At 42.0% G+C, this 16,332-nt stretch carries 17 protein-coding genes; 13 read left to right on the plus strand and 4 right to left on the minus strand.

Features of this window, described 5'->3' with window-relative positions; genetic code table 11:
* The first annotated feature begins 98 nt into the window (after positions 1-98).
* The 6 genes from ACFQ21_RS24260 to ACFQ21_RS24285 are packed head-to-tail and all read left to right on the plus strand — an operon-like array spanning position 99 to position 6,361.
* On the plus strand, positions 99-1,064 hold the full coding sequence (locus ACFQ21_RS24260; RefSeq protein WP_377583576.1) for a DUF6089 family protein: 966 nt from the start codon (positions 99-101) through the stop codon (positions 1,062-1,064).
* A complete protein-coding gene (gene porG, locus ACFQ21_RS24265) occupies positions 1,061-1,750 on the plus strand; it encodes a type IX secretion system protein PorG (RefSeq protein WP_377583578.1) in 690 nt (229 codons plus the stop codon). The genes ACFQ21_RS24260 and porG overlap by 4 nt, the downstream gene beginning before the upstream one ends.
* Before the next feature lie 58 nt (positions 1,751-1,808).
* The gene (locus ACFQ21_RS24270) at positions 1,809-2,561 is read left to right on the plus strand and encodes an isoprenyl transferase (protein ID WP_377583580.1); all 753 of its coding nucleotides are present in this window, start codon (positions 1,809-1,811) and stop codon (positions 2,559-2,561) included.
* On the plus strand, positions 2,561-5,242 hold the full coding sequence (locus tag ACFQ21_RS24275; protein ID WP_377583582.1) for a BamA/OMP85 family outer membrane protein: 2,682 nt from the start codon (positions 2,561-2,563) through the stop codon (positions 5,240-5,242). The genes ACFQ21_RS24270 and ACFQ21_RS24275 overlap by 1 nt, the downstream gene beginning before the upstream one ends.
* 2 nt (positions 5,243-5,244) lie before the next feature.
* The gene (locus ACFQ21_RS24280) at positions 5,245-5,781 is read left to right on the plus strand and encodes an OmpH family outer membrane protein (protein ID WP_377583584.1); all 537 of its coding nucleotides are present in this window, start codon (positions 5,245-5,247) and stop codon (positions 5,779-5,781) included.
* Positions 5,782-5,794: 13 nt separating this feature from the next.
* Positions 5,795-6,361 (plus strand): OmpH family outer membrane protein, encoded by a 567-nt coding sequence (locus ACFQ21_RS24285; RefSeq protein ID WP_377583586.1) that lies wholly within the window; start codon positions 5,795-5,797, stop codon positions 6,359-6,361.
* 72 nt (positions 6,362-6,433) lie between these two features.
* Here ACFQ21_RS24285 and hpf read toward each other — a convergent pair whose 3' ends face one another.
* The 4 genes from hpf to ACFQ21_RS24305 all read right to left on the minus strand — a co-directional run bounded on the left by hpf (position 6,434) and on the right by ACFQ21_RS24305 (position 9,325).
* Positions 6,434-6,736, minus strand: a complete 303-nt coding sequence (gene hpf, locus ACFQ21_RS24290; protein WP_377583588.1) for a ribosome hibernation-promoting factor, HPF/YfiA family — start codon at positions 6,734-6,736, stop codon at positions 6,434-6,436.
* Between the two features lie 121 nt (positions 6,737-6,857).
* On the minus strand, positions 6,858-7,739 hold the full coding sequence (locus ACFQ21_RS24295; RefSeq protein WP_377583590.1) for a tyrosine-type recombinase/integrase: 882 nt from the start codon (positions 7,737-7,739) through the stop codon (positions 6,858-6,860).
* Between the two features lie 166 nt (positions 7,740-7,905).
* On the minus strand, positions 7,906-8,103 hold the full coding sequence (rpsU, locus tag ACFQ21_RS24300; protein WP_377583592.1) for a 30S ribosomal protein S21: 198 nt from the start codon (positions 8,101-8,103) through the stop codon (positions 7,906-7,908).
* A gap of 52 nt (positions 8,104-8,155) precedes the next feature.
* Entirely contained in the window at positions 8,156-9,325 is a 1,170-nt protein-coding gene (locus tag ACFQ21_RS24305; protein ID WP_377583594.1) for an acyl-CoA dehydrogenase, read from the minus strand.
* A gap of 174 nt (positions 9,326-9,499) precedes the next feature.
* Here ACFQ21_RS24305 and ACFQ21_RS24310 point away from each other — a divergent pair, with 174 nt between their 5' ends.
* The 7 genes from ACFQ21_RS24310 to nusA all read left to right on the plus strand — a co-directional run bounded on the left by ACFQ21_RS24310 (position 9,500) and on the right by nusA (position 16,283).
* Complete coding sequence (locus ACFQ21_RS24310; RefSeq protein WP_377583596.1) at positions 9,500-10,813, plus strand: UDP-glucose dehydrogenase family protein; 1,314 nt, start codon at positions 9,500-9,502, stop codon at positions 10,811-10,813.
* Positions 10,806-11,795, plus strand: a complete 990-nt coding sequence (locus ACFQ21_RS24315) for a UDP-glucuronic acid decarboxylase family protein (RefSeq protein WP_377583598.1) — start codon at positions 10,806-10,808, stop codon at positions 11,793-11,795. Before ACFQ21_RS24310 ends, ACFQ21_RS24315 begins: the two co-directional genes overlap by 8 nt.
* Before the next feature lie 11 nt (positions 11,796-11,806).
* Positions 11,807-12,865: a dTDP-glucose 4,6-dehydratase gene (gene rfbB / locus ACFQ21_RS24320; RefSeq protein WP_377583600.1), complete on the plus strand. Its 1,059-nt coding sequence runs from the start codon at positions 11,807-11,809 to the stop codon at positions 12,863-12,865.
* Between the two features lie 87 nt (positions 12,866-12,952).
* Entirely contained in the window at positions 12,953-13,819 is an 867-nt protein-coding gene (gene rfbA / locus ACFQ21_RS24325; protein ID WP_377583602.1) for a glucose-1-phosphate thymidylyltransferase RfbA, read from the plus strand.
* A 9-nt stretch (positions 13,820-13,828) separates the two neighbouring features.
* A complete protein-coding gene (locus ACFQ21_RS24330) occupies positions 13,829-14,443 on the plus strand; it encodes an HD domain-containing protein (protein ID WP_377583605.1) in 615 nt (204 codons plus the stop codon).
* Between the two features lie 121 nt (positions 14,444-14,564).
* Positions 14,565-15,029, plus strand: coding sequence for a ribosome maturation factor RimP (locus ACFQ21_RS24335; protein ID WP_377583607.1), 465 nt, complete (start codon positions 14,565-14,567; stop codon positions 15,027-15,029).
* Positions 15,030-15,038: 9 nt separating this feature from the next.
* Positions 15,039-16,283, plus strand: coding sequence for a transcription termination factor NusA (nusA, locus tag ACFQ21_RS24340; protein ID WP_377583610.1), 1,245 nt, complete (start codon positions 15,039-15,041; stop codon positions 16,281-16,283).
* Positions 16,284-16,332: the final 49 nt, after the last annotated feature.

The raw sequence follows: 16,332 nt of genomic DNA on the forward strand, positions 1-16,332 counted from the left end.
AGCTATTCTTGGTCTTAATCACATTCGTATTCGCACTGGGAGCGGAGGATGCAATTGCCCAAATGAACAGACGGGCAATCAAGAAAAACAATAAGCGAATGATGACGTATCGAGGCCGTAAATCATGGTTCGGTAAAGAAAAGGTTTACAGTATGGTTGGCGTTTCCATCAATGCTTTGAACTACTACGGAGACCTATCGCCAAAACCAAATCGCTTCAGCACCGATATTTCATTTACACGACCAGCTATTGGTCTTTCTTTCGGGCATCGCTTTGGCCCGCGCTATACTCTTACTGCATCTTTCATGTATGGTACACTCCGTGGTGCTGATGTTGAGTCTGCAGATCCGGGTGATCTTGATAATGGTATCTATCGCTTCAAAAGAAATCTTTCTTTCAGAAATCGTATAAAAGAACTTTCCGTTGTTGCCAGTATGGACTTGTTTGAAAACCAGGCAACCTATATCAGTCGTGTTGCATGGACTCCATACGCTTTTGCTGGTATCGCTGTGTTTCATCACAACCCGCAAGCTCAGGCACCTGAAACCGATCTTCAGGGTAATCCATTGCCCGAAGCGGGTAAGTGGGTAGACCTGCAACCACTTGGTACAGAAGGACAACATTCTACACTTCAGGAGGGTGATGCTAACTATGGGATAAAACCTTATAAAAGAATTCAGATCTCTATACCATTTGGTATTGGCGCGCGTTTTAGACTAAACGAAGTGCTTGACCTTTCGGCAGAGATCGGGTTCAGATACTTGTTCACAGACTACATCGATGATGTAAGCAAGAGCTATGTAGATCTGGGTGTGTTTGGTAACAACGAACTCGCGAAAGCGATGTCATATCGCACCGGTGAAATATTACCGGGAGACCATACATATGTTGGTAGAGATGGGCAATCTTACAGTGTAGTGTCAGGATACGGTGAAGAGTATACCGATGCCAAGGGCAATACAAATATGAGAGGTAGCAAGAATGATAAAGATATATTTATGGTGACATCGATAAAGCTTACATATATACTAGGTAAATCTTTCCATAGAGCTAAATTCAGATGATGATTTTTGCCAGCCGGTTGTCTATAGTAGTTGGAATAATTTTGCTGAGTGCCGTAACAGCCTTGGCTCAACGCTCCGAAGTAGGATTTGGAATAGGAACATTCAACTATACCGGTGACCTGGTAAGGACTTATAACTTTAAATATTCAAGGCCGGCAGTTACGGCCTTTTATCGCTCCAACCTCAGCAGTGTGGTGAGCTTTCGTGCAGCACTGACAGGAGGTCAACTGAGTGCTTCTGAAAAACCAATTGATGCATTTGCCTCACAACGCGATGCTTCGTTCGATCTGTTCCTCATGGAGGCTTCTACCGTGATGGAATATCATTTTTTAAACTGGCGCGATACCAAACGTTTTGTGCGTTTTACTCCATACCTGTTTGGGGGGTTGGGTCTCTTCGGTTTTTCCGGCAATGGCGATAAGACAGCCGAGTATAGCAATGTGCAGGCGATGATTCCGTTTGGCGTGGGTGTTAAGTATGTCTATACACCCAAGTGGTATTTCGGCTTGGAGTTCGGTGTTCGAAAAACCTTTTTTGATTACCTAGATAATGTTTCGGCCGGTGATCAGCGTTATAAAAACTTTAAATACGGCAACCCGAACGATAATGATGTCTACTATTTTCTAGGTATCAGCATCACAAGAACGTTTTACGACATCCCTTGTCCTAAAAATCCATACAAATAGTAGTACAACGCTTTCAGCGCTTTTAACCCAATACCCTTTTTACTACTTTTGGCCTCCTGTGGCTTCTCTAAAAGAACATATCGACTTAAATAATTTGCCGAAACACATTGCCGTTATCATGGATGGTAACGGACGCTGGGCTAAGAAGAAGGGCGCGCTGCGAATTTTCGGTCATCGCAATGCGGTTCAAGCTGTAAGAGACGTGACGGAGGGCTGCGGAGAGCTTGGCATAAAGTATCTCACCTTATACGCTTTTTCAACAGAAAACTGGAACAGGCCAAAAGCTGAAGTAGATGGTTTGATGGAACTGCTTGTGAGTACGCTGAAGGCGGAGGTTGGTACACTACAGGAGAATCAGGTAAAACTTTCAACGATAGGAGAGATCTCCAATTTGCCGGGAGACTGTCAGAAGAACCTCGCGTGGGCAATGGATCAAACCAAAAATAACAAGGGTATGATTCTGAACCTGGCGCTTAGCTATAGTGGTCGCTGGGAAATTTTGAAAGCGATCAATAAGATAGCTGAGGATGTGAAGACAGGAAAAGTGAATCCCGGAGAAATTAATGAGAAGGTTTTTGAAAACTATTTGGAGACTTCAGGCATCCCAGATCCAGAGCTGTTGATACGTACCAGCGGAGAGCTGCGCGTCAGCAATTTTTTGTTATGGCAGATCGCTTATACAGAACTCTACATCACACCCACACTATGGCCGGACTTCAGAAAGGAACATTTGTATGAAGCCATCTGGTCATATCAGCAACGCGAAAGAAGATTTGGAAAGACAAGCGAACAATTGAATCCTGTAAGTTGATGAAGAAAGTTTTATTTCTGATTATCCTGATTGGTATTACAGCTAACACCTGGGCTCAATTCAGAAAGCGTGGTAATACAGCCGGTGCAACAGAAAATAATTTGAACTATGCCAACCCGGCAGAATATACCATTGCTGGTATTGAGGTAACTGGCTTGAATGTGCTGGATAAAAATGCAATGGTATCGCTCACAGGTTTGAAGATCGGTGATAAAATAAAAATTCCGGGCGATGCCATAACCAACGCTATACGCAGTCTTTGGAAACACGGTCTCGTAGGAGACGTTACGATACAGGTAGCCCGCATCGAAGGCACTGATGTATACCTCAACATTGTGCTGGCAGAACGCCCTCGTCTTACAGGTTTCTATTTTACAGGTATAAATAAATCGCAGGAAAGCGGATTGAAGGAAGACCTCACGCTGATCCGCGGTAAGATTGTAAATGATGCTATGATCCGTAACACGGAACTGGCTGTTAAAAAATATTTTGTTAAGAAGGGATTTCTCAACACTGAGGTTAGAGTTGTCCAGGAAAAAGATACCCTTAATCGTGATGGTATACGATTGAAGATCGCTGTTAATCCGAAATCAAAAGTTAAGATCAACCAGATTTCTTTTGTAGGCAACAATAGCATTACTGACGCCAAGCTGAAAAAGAAAATGAAGGGCACACACGAACGTCCTCGTTTCTCTTTACACCGCACCATTATTCGCGAGGCAATCGATCTGAATCCAAAAGAGTTTGCTGACTCAAGCTATAAAGTAAGCTGGAAAGAAGTAAAGGAATTTATCAACGACAATGTTAAACTCAACTTGTTCACCAGTTCGAAATTCATTCAAACGGACTACGAAGACGACAAGAAAAAGGTCATTGAGTATTTCAATTCGAAAGGATACCGTGATGCCGACATCGTAGAAGATACGGTGTATGCGCATGATGGTCGCACCATTAATATAGACCTGAAAGTATATGAAGGTCCTAAGTATTATTTCCGGAACATCATCTGGACCGGAAACTATATATATTCTGACAAGCAGTTAAATGCTGTGTTGGGTATCAGCAAGGGCGATGTATATAACAAAGAGCTTATTGATAAGAAACTTCAGTTCAATCCGAAAGGACTTGATATCAGTGGTCTGTATATGGATGATGGTTATCTCTTCTTCCGCATTAATCCGGTGGAGGTTGCTGTTGCCGGAGATTCTATTGATGTTGAGATGCGCATTTTTGAAGGTGAGCAAGCCACCATCAACGAAGTTACTATAGCCGGTAATGATCGTACAAGTGATCACGTTATCCGAAGAGAGTTGAGCACTGTACCTGGACAGAAATTCAGAAGATCGGATATCATTCGTACACAACAAAAGCTTGGACAGCTCGGATACTTTGCTCCTGATAAAATAGGACAGAACCTGGTGCCAAACCCTGCAAATGGTACTGTGGATATTGAGTGGACTGTTGAAGAACAATCTAACGATCAGGTTGAGCTTTCCGGTGGTTGGGGAGGTTATTATGGATTTGTGGGTACACTCGGCTTAACGTTCAACAACTTCTCATTGAGAAATATACCGCACTTCGACAATTGGCGACCGCTTCCTGTGGGCGATGGTCAACGTTTATCGCTGCGCGCACAGGCCAACGGTCGATCTTTCCAAAGCTATAGCTTCTCATTCACGGAGCCTTGGCTTGGCGGACGCAAACCACATTCACTTTCTGTGAGCTTTAACAGCTCATTCCAGCGCTATCCATACGGAAGTAGTTCGAGCAGCGACAACGATTCACGCCTGCAGGTGCATAGTGTATCCGTTGGTTTAGGTCGATTGCTCGAGTGGCCTGATAACTACTTTACACTTACCAACTCTGTATCGTACTTACGCTACATCCTGAATAACTGGAACTCAGGTTTAGGCTATACCGATGGTGTTTCCAACAGCTTTACATTTAATACAACGCTGGCCCGTAACAGCATCGATAACCCGATGTATCCTGCACAGGGATCCAGCATTTCATTGAGCCTTACGTTAACACCTCCATTCTCACTCTGGAGAAATATAAATTACTCAACGGCCGATGCTGCTGAACGCTATAAGTGGATCGAATATCACAAGTGGATGTTTGATGCGAAATACTATCTGCCATTGGATAACAAGAAGAAACTTGTACTCGAAGCGAAAGCACATTTTGGATTTATAGGACAGTACACAAACAAGGCCGGCATTGGACCATTTGAAAGATTCTATTTGGGTGGTGATGGTTTGGCCGGTGGATTTAACTCGTTCCTGTTAGGACAGGAGGTAATCGGATTAAGAGGTTATGAGAACAACGTTCTTACACCACCGTACTATAACACAAGTCAGAACAGTGCTTCTGGTGTGTTGGCAGGGGGTATCACGTATGATAAATTAGGATTGGAATTGCGTTATCCTGTTACAACTGGAAATGCTGCAACGATCTACGGATTTGTCTTTGCTGAAGGTGGTAACAACTGGAACAATTATGATGATTTTAATCCGTTTAAATTGTACAAGTCAGCAGGCTTTGGAGCTCGCATATTCATGCCGGCATTCGGATTGATTGGGTTGAACTGGGGATATGGATTTGATCCGGTACCGTTGAATGGCAGGGGCGCAGTGAGCGGCTCACAATTCCATTTTACTATCGGCCAGCAAATCAGATAACTATGCGGGTTTATTTAATTACAATTATTTTTCTCATTTTCGGCTCGACTTTTGTCCAAGCACAGAGGTTCGGGTACATTGATACTGATTACATCCTGAATAAAATGCCTGAATACAAAAAGGCACAGGAGGAAATCGGTCAGCTATCGGAGGCCTGGGAAAAAGAAATCCAGGACATGTCGAAGAAGATTGAGGGGATGTATAGTGCGCTTCAGGCAGAGCAGGTTCTTTTAACAGAAGAAATGCGAAAGGAGCGAACGGCAGCAATCCAGAAAAAGGAAGCTGAAATGAAAGAATATCAGAAGAAAGTATTTGGCTTTGGTGGCCTGTTCTTTCTGAAGAAGCAAGAGCTAATAAAACCAATACAGGATAAAGTGTGGGATGCGGTTGACAAGGCAGCCAAGCAAAACAACCTCGCGATAGTGTTTGATAAAGCTGGCGAACTTGTGATGATCTATACAGATCCACGCTATGACTACACAGACTTTGTATTAGACGAGTTGGGTCTGGGTGATCCAAATGATAAGATCAAAAACTAAATTGAATACCGTAATGAGAAAATTCGTTTTACTTGTGGTGCTGGGATTAGGAGTAATTACATCCTATGCACAAACTGCTGCAGCAAAAATCGGCTATGCAGATGTGGATTATATCTTCAGCCAGATGCCTGACTCAAAACAGATCGATGCTGACCTGAAGTCACTGCAAACACAACTTAAAAATCAGATTGACACAAAAGTGCAGGAGTTTCAAAAGAAACTTGCTGACTATAACCAGGCTATTCAGGCTAACACGATGCCGGATGCCGTACGTGCAAATACTGAACGCGAACTACAACAACTTCAGCAAAATATAGAGAAGCTTCAGCAAGATGCTCAGACAAACCTTCAGAATAAACAAACCCAGTTAATGGATCCTGTTTATAAAAAGGTTGGTAAAGCAATTGAAGATACAGCGAAAGAGAACGGCTTTACATTTATTCTGAATCAACAAATCGGTGGTCTTGATGTAATTCTGTACGGAGACGAGAAGATGGATATATCAGACCTCGTGTTGAAAAAATTAGGAGTAACTCCAAAGCCTGCAGCAGCAACAACACCTGCGCAGCCTAAGAAGTAATTTTATATATAGTATATAAATAAAAACCGCCTCAACATTGAGGCGGTTTTGTTTTGGGTTAATTGGAGTTTGTTAAGCTCTTCCGTTTTTGATTTTTGTTTTGAATTTATTTAACTGCATTCTGATTGCGTCCGTTGCCATGTCGGTAGCGGCTTCAAAAGATCGGGCCTTTTCTGTAGCGAAAAGCATACTCCCCGGAACGCGTAATTTGATCTCCACTGTTTTGTTCTCAATACCCTCATTATTCAGTCGAAGAAATACTTCGCCATCCACCAAACGGTTATAGAACGTGTCCAGCTTATCAAGTTTCTTTTGAATAAAGTCTATAAGCTTGATGTCTGCATCAAAGTGAATGGAATGAACTTGTACCTTCATAGTGTTAAAAATTTAAAAAGTTGAACAATAAAACAGTTACTGGTAAGGAATGACCAGTCGCATTGTCAGATGTAGTTATTTATTCATACTGTGTTTGTGGGGTTTATTTATACTTTACAAATCAGGCTTTGGGATGTGCCTGATCAAATACTTTTTTCAATTTCTCCATCGAGTTGTGAGTATATACTTGTGTTGCCGCCAGACTGGTGTGGCCCAGCAAATCTTTCACAGCATTTATCTCAGCACCCTTGTCGAGTAAATGTGTAGCATAGGTATGTCTTAATACATGGGGACTTTTTTTCTCTGCAGAAGAGGATTTAGTTAGATGATCTTTTACGGTTCTATAGATCATCATTGGATAGCATGGCTCGCCTTTATCTGTTACAAGCAACAGGCCATGATCTTCTTTTTTTACTTCCTGGTTTCTCACGTTCCTATACTCTTCAATAATAGAAACGAGATTTATAGCGAATGGGATTACCCTTTCCTTATTTCTTTTTCCAAGAACTTTTATAGTCCTGTTTCTCAAATCAACATCTCTCTCTTTTAGCGTGATTAATTCTGACAGACGGATACCAGTTCCGTAGAACAATTCAAGTATCAATTTCTCCCTCAACCCGGTCAGTGTACTTTCAAAAGATTGGTTGTCGAGAACATGAACCATGTCTCCTTCTTTTATAAAGCTTGGTAGTTTTTTTCGAGCCTTGAGTACTTTGATCTTGAACATCGGGTCCTTTGAGATCACCTCTTGTCGCAAGAGAAATTTATAGTACGTTCTTAGGCAGGCAATTTTTCGATTGACAGATGAAGCTTCAATGTTGGTTTCAACCAATTGTATAATCCACGCGCGGACTAAATGATAGTCTGCCGCTTCTATTTTGTCTTCGGGAAAATTCGTAGCAAGAAAAGCAGTGAACTGCTCAAGATCATTTTGATAAGCGGATATAGTGTTAGGACTTACCCGCTTTTCGTATTGAAGATATTTAAGAAAAGAATCCACCATGCTACCAGCATTTCATTAGGCAGGGGAGATGCCATATCTATAGCAATGTAAAAAAATAATCCCCTCAAGGAAATACCCTGAGGGGACATGTGGATAAAATGATTCTATTTTGTGGACAAACGTATGGTTTATCCACAAATAAGATAATTTAAACTACGAGTAAGGCTTAAGCGTTCGTGTCCTGACGTCTCTGCAACTCACGGTAAGCTGCGCGGATGATCTCATTTCTGCGTCTAACAGATGGCTTCTCGAAAGATGTGCGAGAACGCAATTCTTTCAGAATACCTGTTTTCTCAAACTTCTTCTTGAAACGTTTCAGCGCCTTGTCGATTGATTCGTTTTCTTTTACGTTAACGATAAGCATATTTCTTATTTAGGGCTGCAAAGATAACAGAATATCAATCAATTATCCAACGCTACTTTAAAATAGCTCGAGAAATAACCAGTTTTTGTATTTCTGACGTGCCTTCGCCAATGGTACAGAGCTTGGCATCGCGATAAAACTTTTCTACCGGAAAATCTTTTGTATAACCATATCCTCCAAAAATCTGAACCGCTTCATTGGCAACATCAACCGCCACTTCGGAAGCATACAGCTTGGCCATGGCAGATTCTTTTGTAACACTTTCCCCGCGATTTTTTAAATCTCCTGCTCTGTACGTCAATAATTTAGAGGCTTCTATCTTGGTAGCCATGTCTGCGAGTTTAAAGGATATCCCCTGAAATTTTGATATAGACTGATTGAACTGCTGACGTTCCTGAGAATATTTCAAGGCAGCATCAAATGCCCCCTGTGCTATGCCTACACTAAGCGCTGCGATAGAAATTCGACCGCCATCCAGAACTTTTAACGCCTGTACAAATCCATCACCTTCTTTTCCAAGCATTTGCGATTTATGTACGCGACACTCTGTAAAAATTAATTCAGCAGTTTCTGATGCGCGCATACCCAGCTTGTTCTCCTTCTTTCCGGCAGTAAACCCGGGTGTTCCTTTTTCAAGGATAAAGGCAGTCATGCCATGTGAATCACCTACCTCTCCAGTCCTTACAATAACAACCGCAACGTCTCCCGATTTGCCATGAGTGATAAAATTCTTGGCTCCATTAATAATATAATAGTCGCCATCTCTTACCGCAACAGTACGCATGTTGCCGGCATCAGATCCTGTATTGGGTTCAGTTAAGCCCCAGGCACCTATAAATTCGCCTGAAGCTAACTTAGGTAAATATTTTTTCTTCTGCTCTGGCGATGCAAAAAGCAGAATATGGTTTGTGCATAACGAATTATGCGCGGCTGTTGATAGACCTATTGATCCATCGATTCGGGAGATCTCTATGATGGCTGTGATGTATTCCTGATACCCCAAACCGGCTCCACCAAATTCTTCAGGCACGAGCACTCCCATTAATCCGAGTCCGCCCATTTTTTTAAAAAGTGATACCGGAAATTCCTGGCTTTCATCCCAGGTCATGATATTCGGTGCGATTTCTTTGTTGCCGAAATCCCGAACCATTTGCGCGATCATCCGCTGATTTTCTGTTTCATTGAAACTGATAAATTCAGTGTTACTGGTTGCTACTTCCATGCGAATCGAAAAAGTTAGTATTGAAAACGTTAAAGTTACATTCTCTAAACGCGATTAACAAACGAATGTTAGGTTGTATTTAAATCTTATGCACAATTTAAGCTTCTGGTAGCGCAAACATGCCCCAAATCTGCCTAAAAGTCTTAATTTGCGGGGTCAAAAACCCATTAATTCATGAAAATAGCTGTAGTTGGAACCGGTTACGTTGGTCTCGTAACCGGAACTTGTTTTGCTGAAACCGGAAACACTGTAACATGTGTTGATATTGACCAGGAAAAGGTGAAAAAACTTCAAAACGGAAAGATCACCATTTATGAACCTGGCCTTGAACAACTTTTCGAACGGAATATCAAACAAGGAAGGCTCTTTTTTACCACGAATCTGGCAGAAGGTATAAAAGATGCAAAGATCATTTTCCTCGCGTTACCTACCCCTCCCGGAGAAGATGGTTCTGCTGACCTTAAATATATACTCAAAGTAGCCTCAGATCTCGGCCCTATTTTAGCAGACTATACTGTAATTATTGATAAGAGTACAGTACCGGTAGGAACAGCTGATAAAGTGCGTGAAAAAATTGCAGCAAATGCAAAAGTAGATTTTGATGTTGTTTCAAATCCTGAATTCTTACGCGAAGGTGTAGCGGTTGAAGATTTTATGAAGCCTGATCGTGTTGTGATTGGTACTAACTCTCCGCGCGCGCGTAAAATTATGGAAGCTCTATATGCACCGTATGTGCGTCAGGGTAATCCGATCATCTTTATGGATGAGCGCTCTGCAGAACTTACCAAGTATGCCGCTAATTCATTCTTAGCAACTAAAATTACTTTCATGAACGAGATCGCCAACTTGTGTGAACTGGTTGGTGCTGATGTTGATGCTGTGCGCAAAGGTGTAGGTACTGATAGCCGCATCGGAAAGAGATTCTTGTTCCCAGGTATAGGTTATGGTGGAAGTTGCTTCCCGAAAGATGTGCAGGCTCTTGCCAAATCAGCTTCTGATGTGAAGTACGACTTCCGCATACTCAATGCTGTAATGGATGTAAATGCTGATCAAAAAACAAAACTGATTCAGAAGATAAAAGATTACTTCAAAGGAAATCTTAAAGGTAAGACTATCGCATTCTGGGGTCTTTCTTTCAAACCCCATACAGATGATATCCGCGAGGCTCCATCACTCTATAATATTGAAGAGTTATTGAGCGAAGGTGTAACAATAAAGGCTCACGATCCGGAAGCGATCGAAAATGTGAAGAAACTTTTAGGCGATAAAATTCAATACTTCGCTACACCGTATGAAGCTGCAGAAGGTGCAGATGCTATTTTCATTGCAACGGAGTGGCCAGAGTTCCGTACACCTGATTTTGAAAAACTCTCTCGCGCATTAAAAGGCAAAGTAATTTTTGATGGAAGAAACCTATACGATCTGCCTAACATGAAAGAACAAGGATATACATACTTCAGCATAGGAAGAGAGGTGGTCAATGGCTAAGGAAAGAGTTTTAATTACAGGTGGAGCCGGCTTTCTTGGCTCTCACTTGTGTGACCGTTTTCTGAAAGAAGGCTATAGCGTTATTGCTATGGACAACCTGATCACCGGTGATCTCCGTAACATTGAACATCTTTTCAAACATCCTGATTTCGAATTTTATCATCACGATGTTTCTTCTTTTGTACATGTACCCGGAGAGTTGAAATATATACTTCACTTTGCATCTCCGGCAAGTCCGATTGATTACCTGAAGATTCCGATTCAGACATTGAAAGTAGGATCATTGGGTACTCACAATCTTCTTGGATTGGCGCGTGTTAAGAAGGCGAGAATACTCGTTGCTTCTACATCAGAAGTATATGGTGATCCATTGATACATCCTCAGGTTGAAGAGTATTATGGTAACGTGAACCCGATCGGTCCTCGCGGAGTATATGACGAAGCGAAGCGATTCCAGGAAGCGATCACCATGGCGTATCATACCTATCATGGACTTGAGACACGCATCGTGCGAATCTTTAATACGTACGGTCCTCGTATGCGCCTGAATGACGGACGTGTATTGCCTGCGTTCATTGGCCAGGCTTTACGCGGAGAAGACCTTACCGTATTTGGTGATGGTTCACAAACCCGTTCATTCTGCTATGTAGATGATCAGGTGGAAGGTATATTCAGACTATTAATGTCAGATTATCACTTGCCGGTAAACATTGGTAATCCGGATGAAATTACCATTCGTGATTTCGCAGAAGAAATTGTAAAACTCACTGGTACGAAACAAAAGGTAGTATATAAACCTCTTCCACAGGACGATCCGAAACAAAGACAACCGAACACTACCAAAGCAAGAGAAATTCTTGGTTGGGAGGCAAAGGTTTCTCGTTCGGAAGGTTTGAAAATTACGTACGACTACTTCAAGTCTCTGCCACAGGAAGTACTATACCAGCGGGACCATAAAAATTTCGAAAAGTATATTCGTTAATACCCTCTCAGATGTCATCAAGAAAAATATTAATCACCGGTGGAGCCGGTTTTATAGGCTCGCATGTTGTCAGGTTGTTCGTTAATAAGTATCCGAACTATACGATCATCAATCTTGACAAGCTTACGTATGCAGGTAATCTCGAGAACCTGAAAGACATTGAGAAGAAACCGAATTATCACTTCGAGCATGGCGATATACTGGATATAGAATTTCTGAACACTGTATTCAGCAAGCACCAAATCGATGGTGTTGTACACCTCGCAGCAGAATCGCATGTAGATCGTTCACTTCACAACCCGACAGAGTTTGCCAATACAAACATCATTGGTACACTCAATCTGTTGCGCGCTGCACAAACTGCATGGAAAGGTAATTTCGAGAACAAGCGTTTTTACCACATCTCTACAGATGAAGTATATGGTTCTGCAGAACATGGCGGATTCTTTACTGAAGAAACTCCGATTGATCCACGCTCACCATACTCAGCATCAAAGGCAAGTAGTGATCACTTTGTAAGTGCATACTATAACAGCTTTGGTCTGCCAACACTTATAAGCCGTTGTTCTAATAACTACGGACCTTTTCACTTTCCTGAAAAGCTTATACCGTTAATGATCAACAACATCATAAACAACAAACCATTGCCGGTATATGGTAAAGGAGAAAATATACGCGACTGGTTATTTGTTGAAGATCACGCACGTGCTATAGATTCAATTTTCCATAAGGGAAAAGTTGGCGAAGTATATAACATCGGTGGAAACAACGAGTGGAAGAACATCGACCTGGTAAATCTGCTTTGTCATATCATGGATAAAAAACTTAACCGCGCAGAAGGTACTTCGCAGAAGTTGATTACCCATGTAACAGACAGACCGGGTCACGACCTGCGTTATGCTATAGATGCATCCAAGCTTATCAGCGAAACAGGCTGGCGCCCGGATGTAACTTTTGAAGTTGGCCTGGAGAAAACCGTTGACTGGTATCTGGCAAACACTACGTGGCTCAACAACGTAACATCAGGCGAATACCTGAAGTACTACAACAACATGTATCAGGGACGATAATTCCGTGTGTATGTGTTTACGTTAGCACGTATCTGCATTGCGCGGATCAATAACGTAAACGCGTACTAACCTAAACACCAAAACACCATGAAAGGTATAATCTTAGCAGGAGGTTCGGGTACACGTTTGTATCCATTAACTATTGCTGTGAGTAAGCAGCTTATGCCATTGTACGATAAGCCGATGATATACTATCCGTTGTCGGTATTAATGATGGCAGGCATTCGTGAAATTCTGATTATCGCTACACCGCACGATATGCCTATGTTCCAGAAACTTTTGGGAGATGGAAAAAATCTCGGTTGCTCTTTCAGCTATGAAGTTCAACCTAAACCGGAAGGTCTCGCACAGGCTTTTATCATCGGTGAAAAATTTATCGGTAATGATAAAGTGGCCCTGATACTCGGTGATAACATTTTCTACGGATCGGGTATGCAAAAACTTTTGCAGTCCAATGTAGATCCTAACGGAGGGGTTGTATTTGCCTATCACGTAACAGACCCGGAACGCTATGGCGTAGTAGAGTTTGATGCTAACAGGAAAGCAATCTCTATCGAAGAGAAACCGGCAAAGCCTAAATCAAATTACGCTGTACCGGGATTATATTTCTACGATAACGAAGTCGTAAAAATATCCAAAGAGCTTAAGCCAAGTCCTCGCGGAGAATTAGAGATAACGGATGTGAACAATGTTTACCTGAAGCAAGGCAAACTTACTGTAGCACCGATGAGTCGCGGTACGGCATGGCTTGATACCGGTACGTTTGATTCCCTTATGCAGGCTTCCAATTTTGTGCAGACGATCGAGCAACGTCAGGGTTTAAAGATCGGATGTATAGAGGAGGTTGCATTCCGTCAGGGCTTCATCACAAAAGATCAATTGTTGGCCCTTGCAAAACCACTGGAGAAAAGTGGGTACGGAGTATATCTTAAAAATCTGCCGGAGTATATCTGATATATAATCATGCTGGCAAAAGAATTTGCTGAAGCTGTATCACACTATAACAGTAATACGGCACTAGCAGGTAAACTTTGGGATGAGATTGAGAAGAGCTATACAGCGAAGAAGCGGTATTATCATAATCAATCTCATCTTGAAAATCTTTTGAAGGAACTCACTTCAATTAAAGAGTCTATCGAAGATTGGGATTGTATTATCTTCTCCATCGCCTATCACGACATTGTCTACAACACGCTTCAGAAAGACAACGAAGAGCAGAGCGCAGCGCTCGCAAAACAACGCCTTACGGAGATAGCTTTTCCGGCAGACCGTATCAATAAATGCGTACAGCAAATACTTGCCACAAAAGGTCATACAATAAGCGATAACAAAGACACCAACTTTTTTACAGACGCAGACCTCTCCATTCTGGGAGCAAGCTGGGACGTATACGAAACATACTTTAAGAGCATCCGCAAGGAGTATTCGTATTACCCTGATCTTCTATACAAACCTGGCAGGAAAAAGGTATTACAGCACTTTTTGGGGATGGGCAAAATTTTTAAGACCGATAAATTCTTTTCGATGTACGAAGAGCAGGCCCGGAAAAATCTTTCAGCAGAGTTAGCGCTACTCTGAAAAATCAGATAATCAGATGGAATTTTGAAATTGAAGCAAAAAAATATACTTTTGCCGAAGTTTCTGAGTATTCTTTTAGAGGGGACAACAGTCCCCTCTTTGTTTATAGCATTTTTTTACAATGGATATAGCAGCAGAGATAAGACGCATCGCTGAATCGGTATTAACAGACCCTGGTCAGTTTATCGTAGATGTTATTGTTTCTTCCAAGCAAGGACCCCGAAAGGTGTTGGTGCTGCTTGACAGCGACAACGGAATTAGCATTGATGAATGTGCGGATGTGAGCCGGTCGCTTTCCAAAGTGTTGGATGAGGTGTCGTGGCTCGAAGATGCCTATATGCTGGAAGTTTCAACACCCGGACTTGACCACCCGCTGAAATTAACGCGCCAGTATCGTAAGAATATCGGACGCAGGCTGAAAGTAAAAGTTCCTGAAAAAATGCAGGAAGGAAAACTTACGGCCGTAACAGATGGAACTATTACACTGGAGCAAGAAGTTGGTTCAGGTAAGAAGAAAGAAATAAAGACAATTGAAATTCCTTTTACAGACATAGAAAAAGCTTTTGTGTTAGTAAGTTTTAAATAATACGAAACCATGGATGCACATGAATTGATTCAGTCGTTTGCTGAATTTGCAAAACAAAAGAACATCGACCGGCCTACTATGATCCGGATCCTGGAAGACGTGTTCAAAAATATGATCCGTAAAAAATATGAATCGGATGAAAATTTTGACGTGATCATCAATGCGGACAAAGGAGATCTTGAAATCTATCGCTTCCGCGAGATTGTAGACGATGATTCAGAAGACATCTGGGATTTTGATAAAATCAGCTTATCAGAAGCCCGTAAGATCGAACCTGATTTTGAGGTTGGTGAAGAAGTGTCTGAGCAGATTTATATCGAAGATTTCGGTCGCAGAGCCGTAACTACAGCACGACAAACATTAATTCAGAAGGTTAAAGATCTGGAGAAAGATATACTCTTCCAGAAGTATAAGGATCTGGTGGGAGAAATCATCGCTGGTGAAGTATACCAGGTGTTAAGCAAGGAAGTATTACTTACCGATGCAGAAGGAAACGAAATAGCAATACCTCGCGGTGAGCAGATCCAGAAAGATCGTTATCGCAAAGGAGAAAACGTACGTGCTATTGTACACAAAGTGGAAATGATCAATGGCAATCCGAAGATCATTCTCTCCAGAACTTCTCCTGTATTCCTCGAAAGATTATTCGAGCAGGAAGTACCGGAAGTGTACGATGGTTTGATCACCATCAAAAAAGTAGTGCGCGAGCCAGGCGAACGTGCTAAAGTGGCTGTAGAATCATACGATGATCGCATCGATCCGGTAGGAGCCTGCGTAGGTATGAAAGGGTCACGTATTCACGCTATCGTTCGTGAATTACAGAATGAAAATATAGACGTAATCAATTATACCGATAACCTGGAATTATACATCCAGCGAGCGTTGAGCCCGGCCAAGATATCTTCTATTAAAATTGATAGAGACAACGGACGTGCTGCCGTTTATCTGAAGCCAGACCAGGTATCGTTGGCGATTGGTAAAGGTGGTTTGAACATTAAACTTGCCAGCCGTCTGGTAGGTTATGAGATAGATGTATTCCGCGAACTGGCCGAAGGTCAGGTAGAGGAAGATGTGGATCTGGATGAATTCTCAGATGAAATTGAAAGCTGGGTAATTGAAGAATTGAATCGCATCGGTCTTGATACAGCGAAGAGTGTGTTGGCGCTTTCCAAAGATGAACTGGTAAGACGCACAGATCTTGAAGAAGAAACTGTAGAAGGTGTATTGAACATCCTGAAAAAGGAGTTCGAATAAGTCGTTTGTGAATGGGTTTATTACGAATCCTTAATAAGTGAGCGATGAA

Source organism: Ohtaekwangia kribbensis (assembly GCF_042676245.1).
GTDB classification, from domain to species: domain Bacteria; phylum Bacteroidota; class Bacteroidia; order Cytophagales; family Cyclobacteriaceae; genus Ohtaekwangia; species Ohtaekwangia kribbensis.

Coding starts and splice junctions, on each gene's coding strand:
- rfbA (WP_377583602.1), top strand. CDS start 12,953: ATGAAAGGTATAATCTTAGCAGGAGGTTCGGGTACACGTTTGTATCCA.
- ACFQ21_RS24305 (WP_377583594.1), bottom strand. CDS start 9,325: ATGGAAGTAGCAACCAGTAACACTGAATTTATCAGTTTCAATGAAACA.
- ACFQ21_RS24285 (WP_377583586.1), top strand. CDS start 5,795: ATGAGAAAATTCGTTTTACTTGTGGTGCTGGGATTAGGAGTAATTACA.
- ACFQ21_RS24315 (WP_377583598.1), top strand. CDS start 10,806: ATGGCTAAGGAAAGAGTTTTAATTACAGGTGGAGCCGGCTTTCTTGGC.
- ACFQ21_RS24295 (WP_377583590.1), bottom strand. CDS start 7,739: ATGGTGGATTCTTTTCTTAAATATCTTCAATACGAAAAGCGGGTAAGT.
- ACFQ21_RS24310 (WP_377583596.1), top strand. CDS start 9,500: ATGAAAATAGCTGTAGTTGGAACCGGTTACGTTGGTCTCGTAACCGGA.
- ACFQ21_RS24275 (WP_377583582.1), top strand. CDS start 2,561: ATGAAGAAAGTTTTATTTCTGATTATCCTGATTGGTATTACAGCTAAC.
- porG (WP_377583578.1), top strand. CDS start 1,061: ATGATGATTTTTGCCAGCCGGTTGTCTATAGTAGTTGGAATAATTTTG.
- ACFQ21_RS24280 (WP_377583584.1), top strand. CDS start 5,245: ATGCGGGTTTATTTAATTACAATTATTTTTCTCATTTTCGGCTCGACT.
- rpsU (WP_377583592.1), bottom strand. CDS start 8,103: ATGCTTATCGTTAACGTAAAAGAAAACGAATCAATCGACAAGGCGCTG.
- ACFQ21_RS24335 (WP_377583607.1), top strand. CDS start 14,565: ATGGATATAGCAGCAGAGATAAGACGCATCGCTGAATCGGTATTAACA.
- rfbB (WP_377583600.1), top strand. CDS start 11,807: ATGTCATCAAGAAAAATATTAATCACCGGTGGAGCCGGTTTTATAGGC.
- ACFQ21_RS24260 (WP_377583576.1), top strand. CDS start 99: ATGATGACGTATCGAGGCCGTAAATCATGGTTCGGTAAAGAAAAGGTT.
- ACFQ21_RS24330 (WP_377583605.1), top strand. CDS start 13,829: ATGCTGGCAAAAGAATTTGCTGAAGCTGTATCACACTATAACAGTAAT.
- hpf (WP_377583588.1), bottom strand. CDS start 6,736: ATGAAGGTACAAGTTCATTCCATTCACTTTGATGCAGACATCAAGCTT.
- nusA (WP_377583610.1), top strand. CDS start 15,039: ATGGATGCACATGAATTGATTCAGTCGTTTGCTGAATTTGCAAAACAA.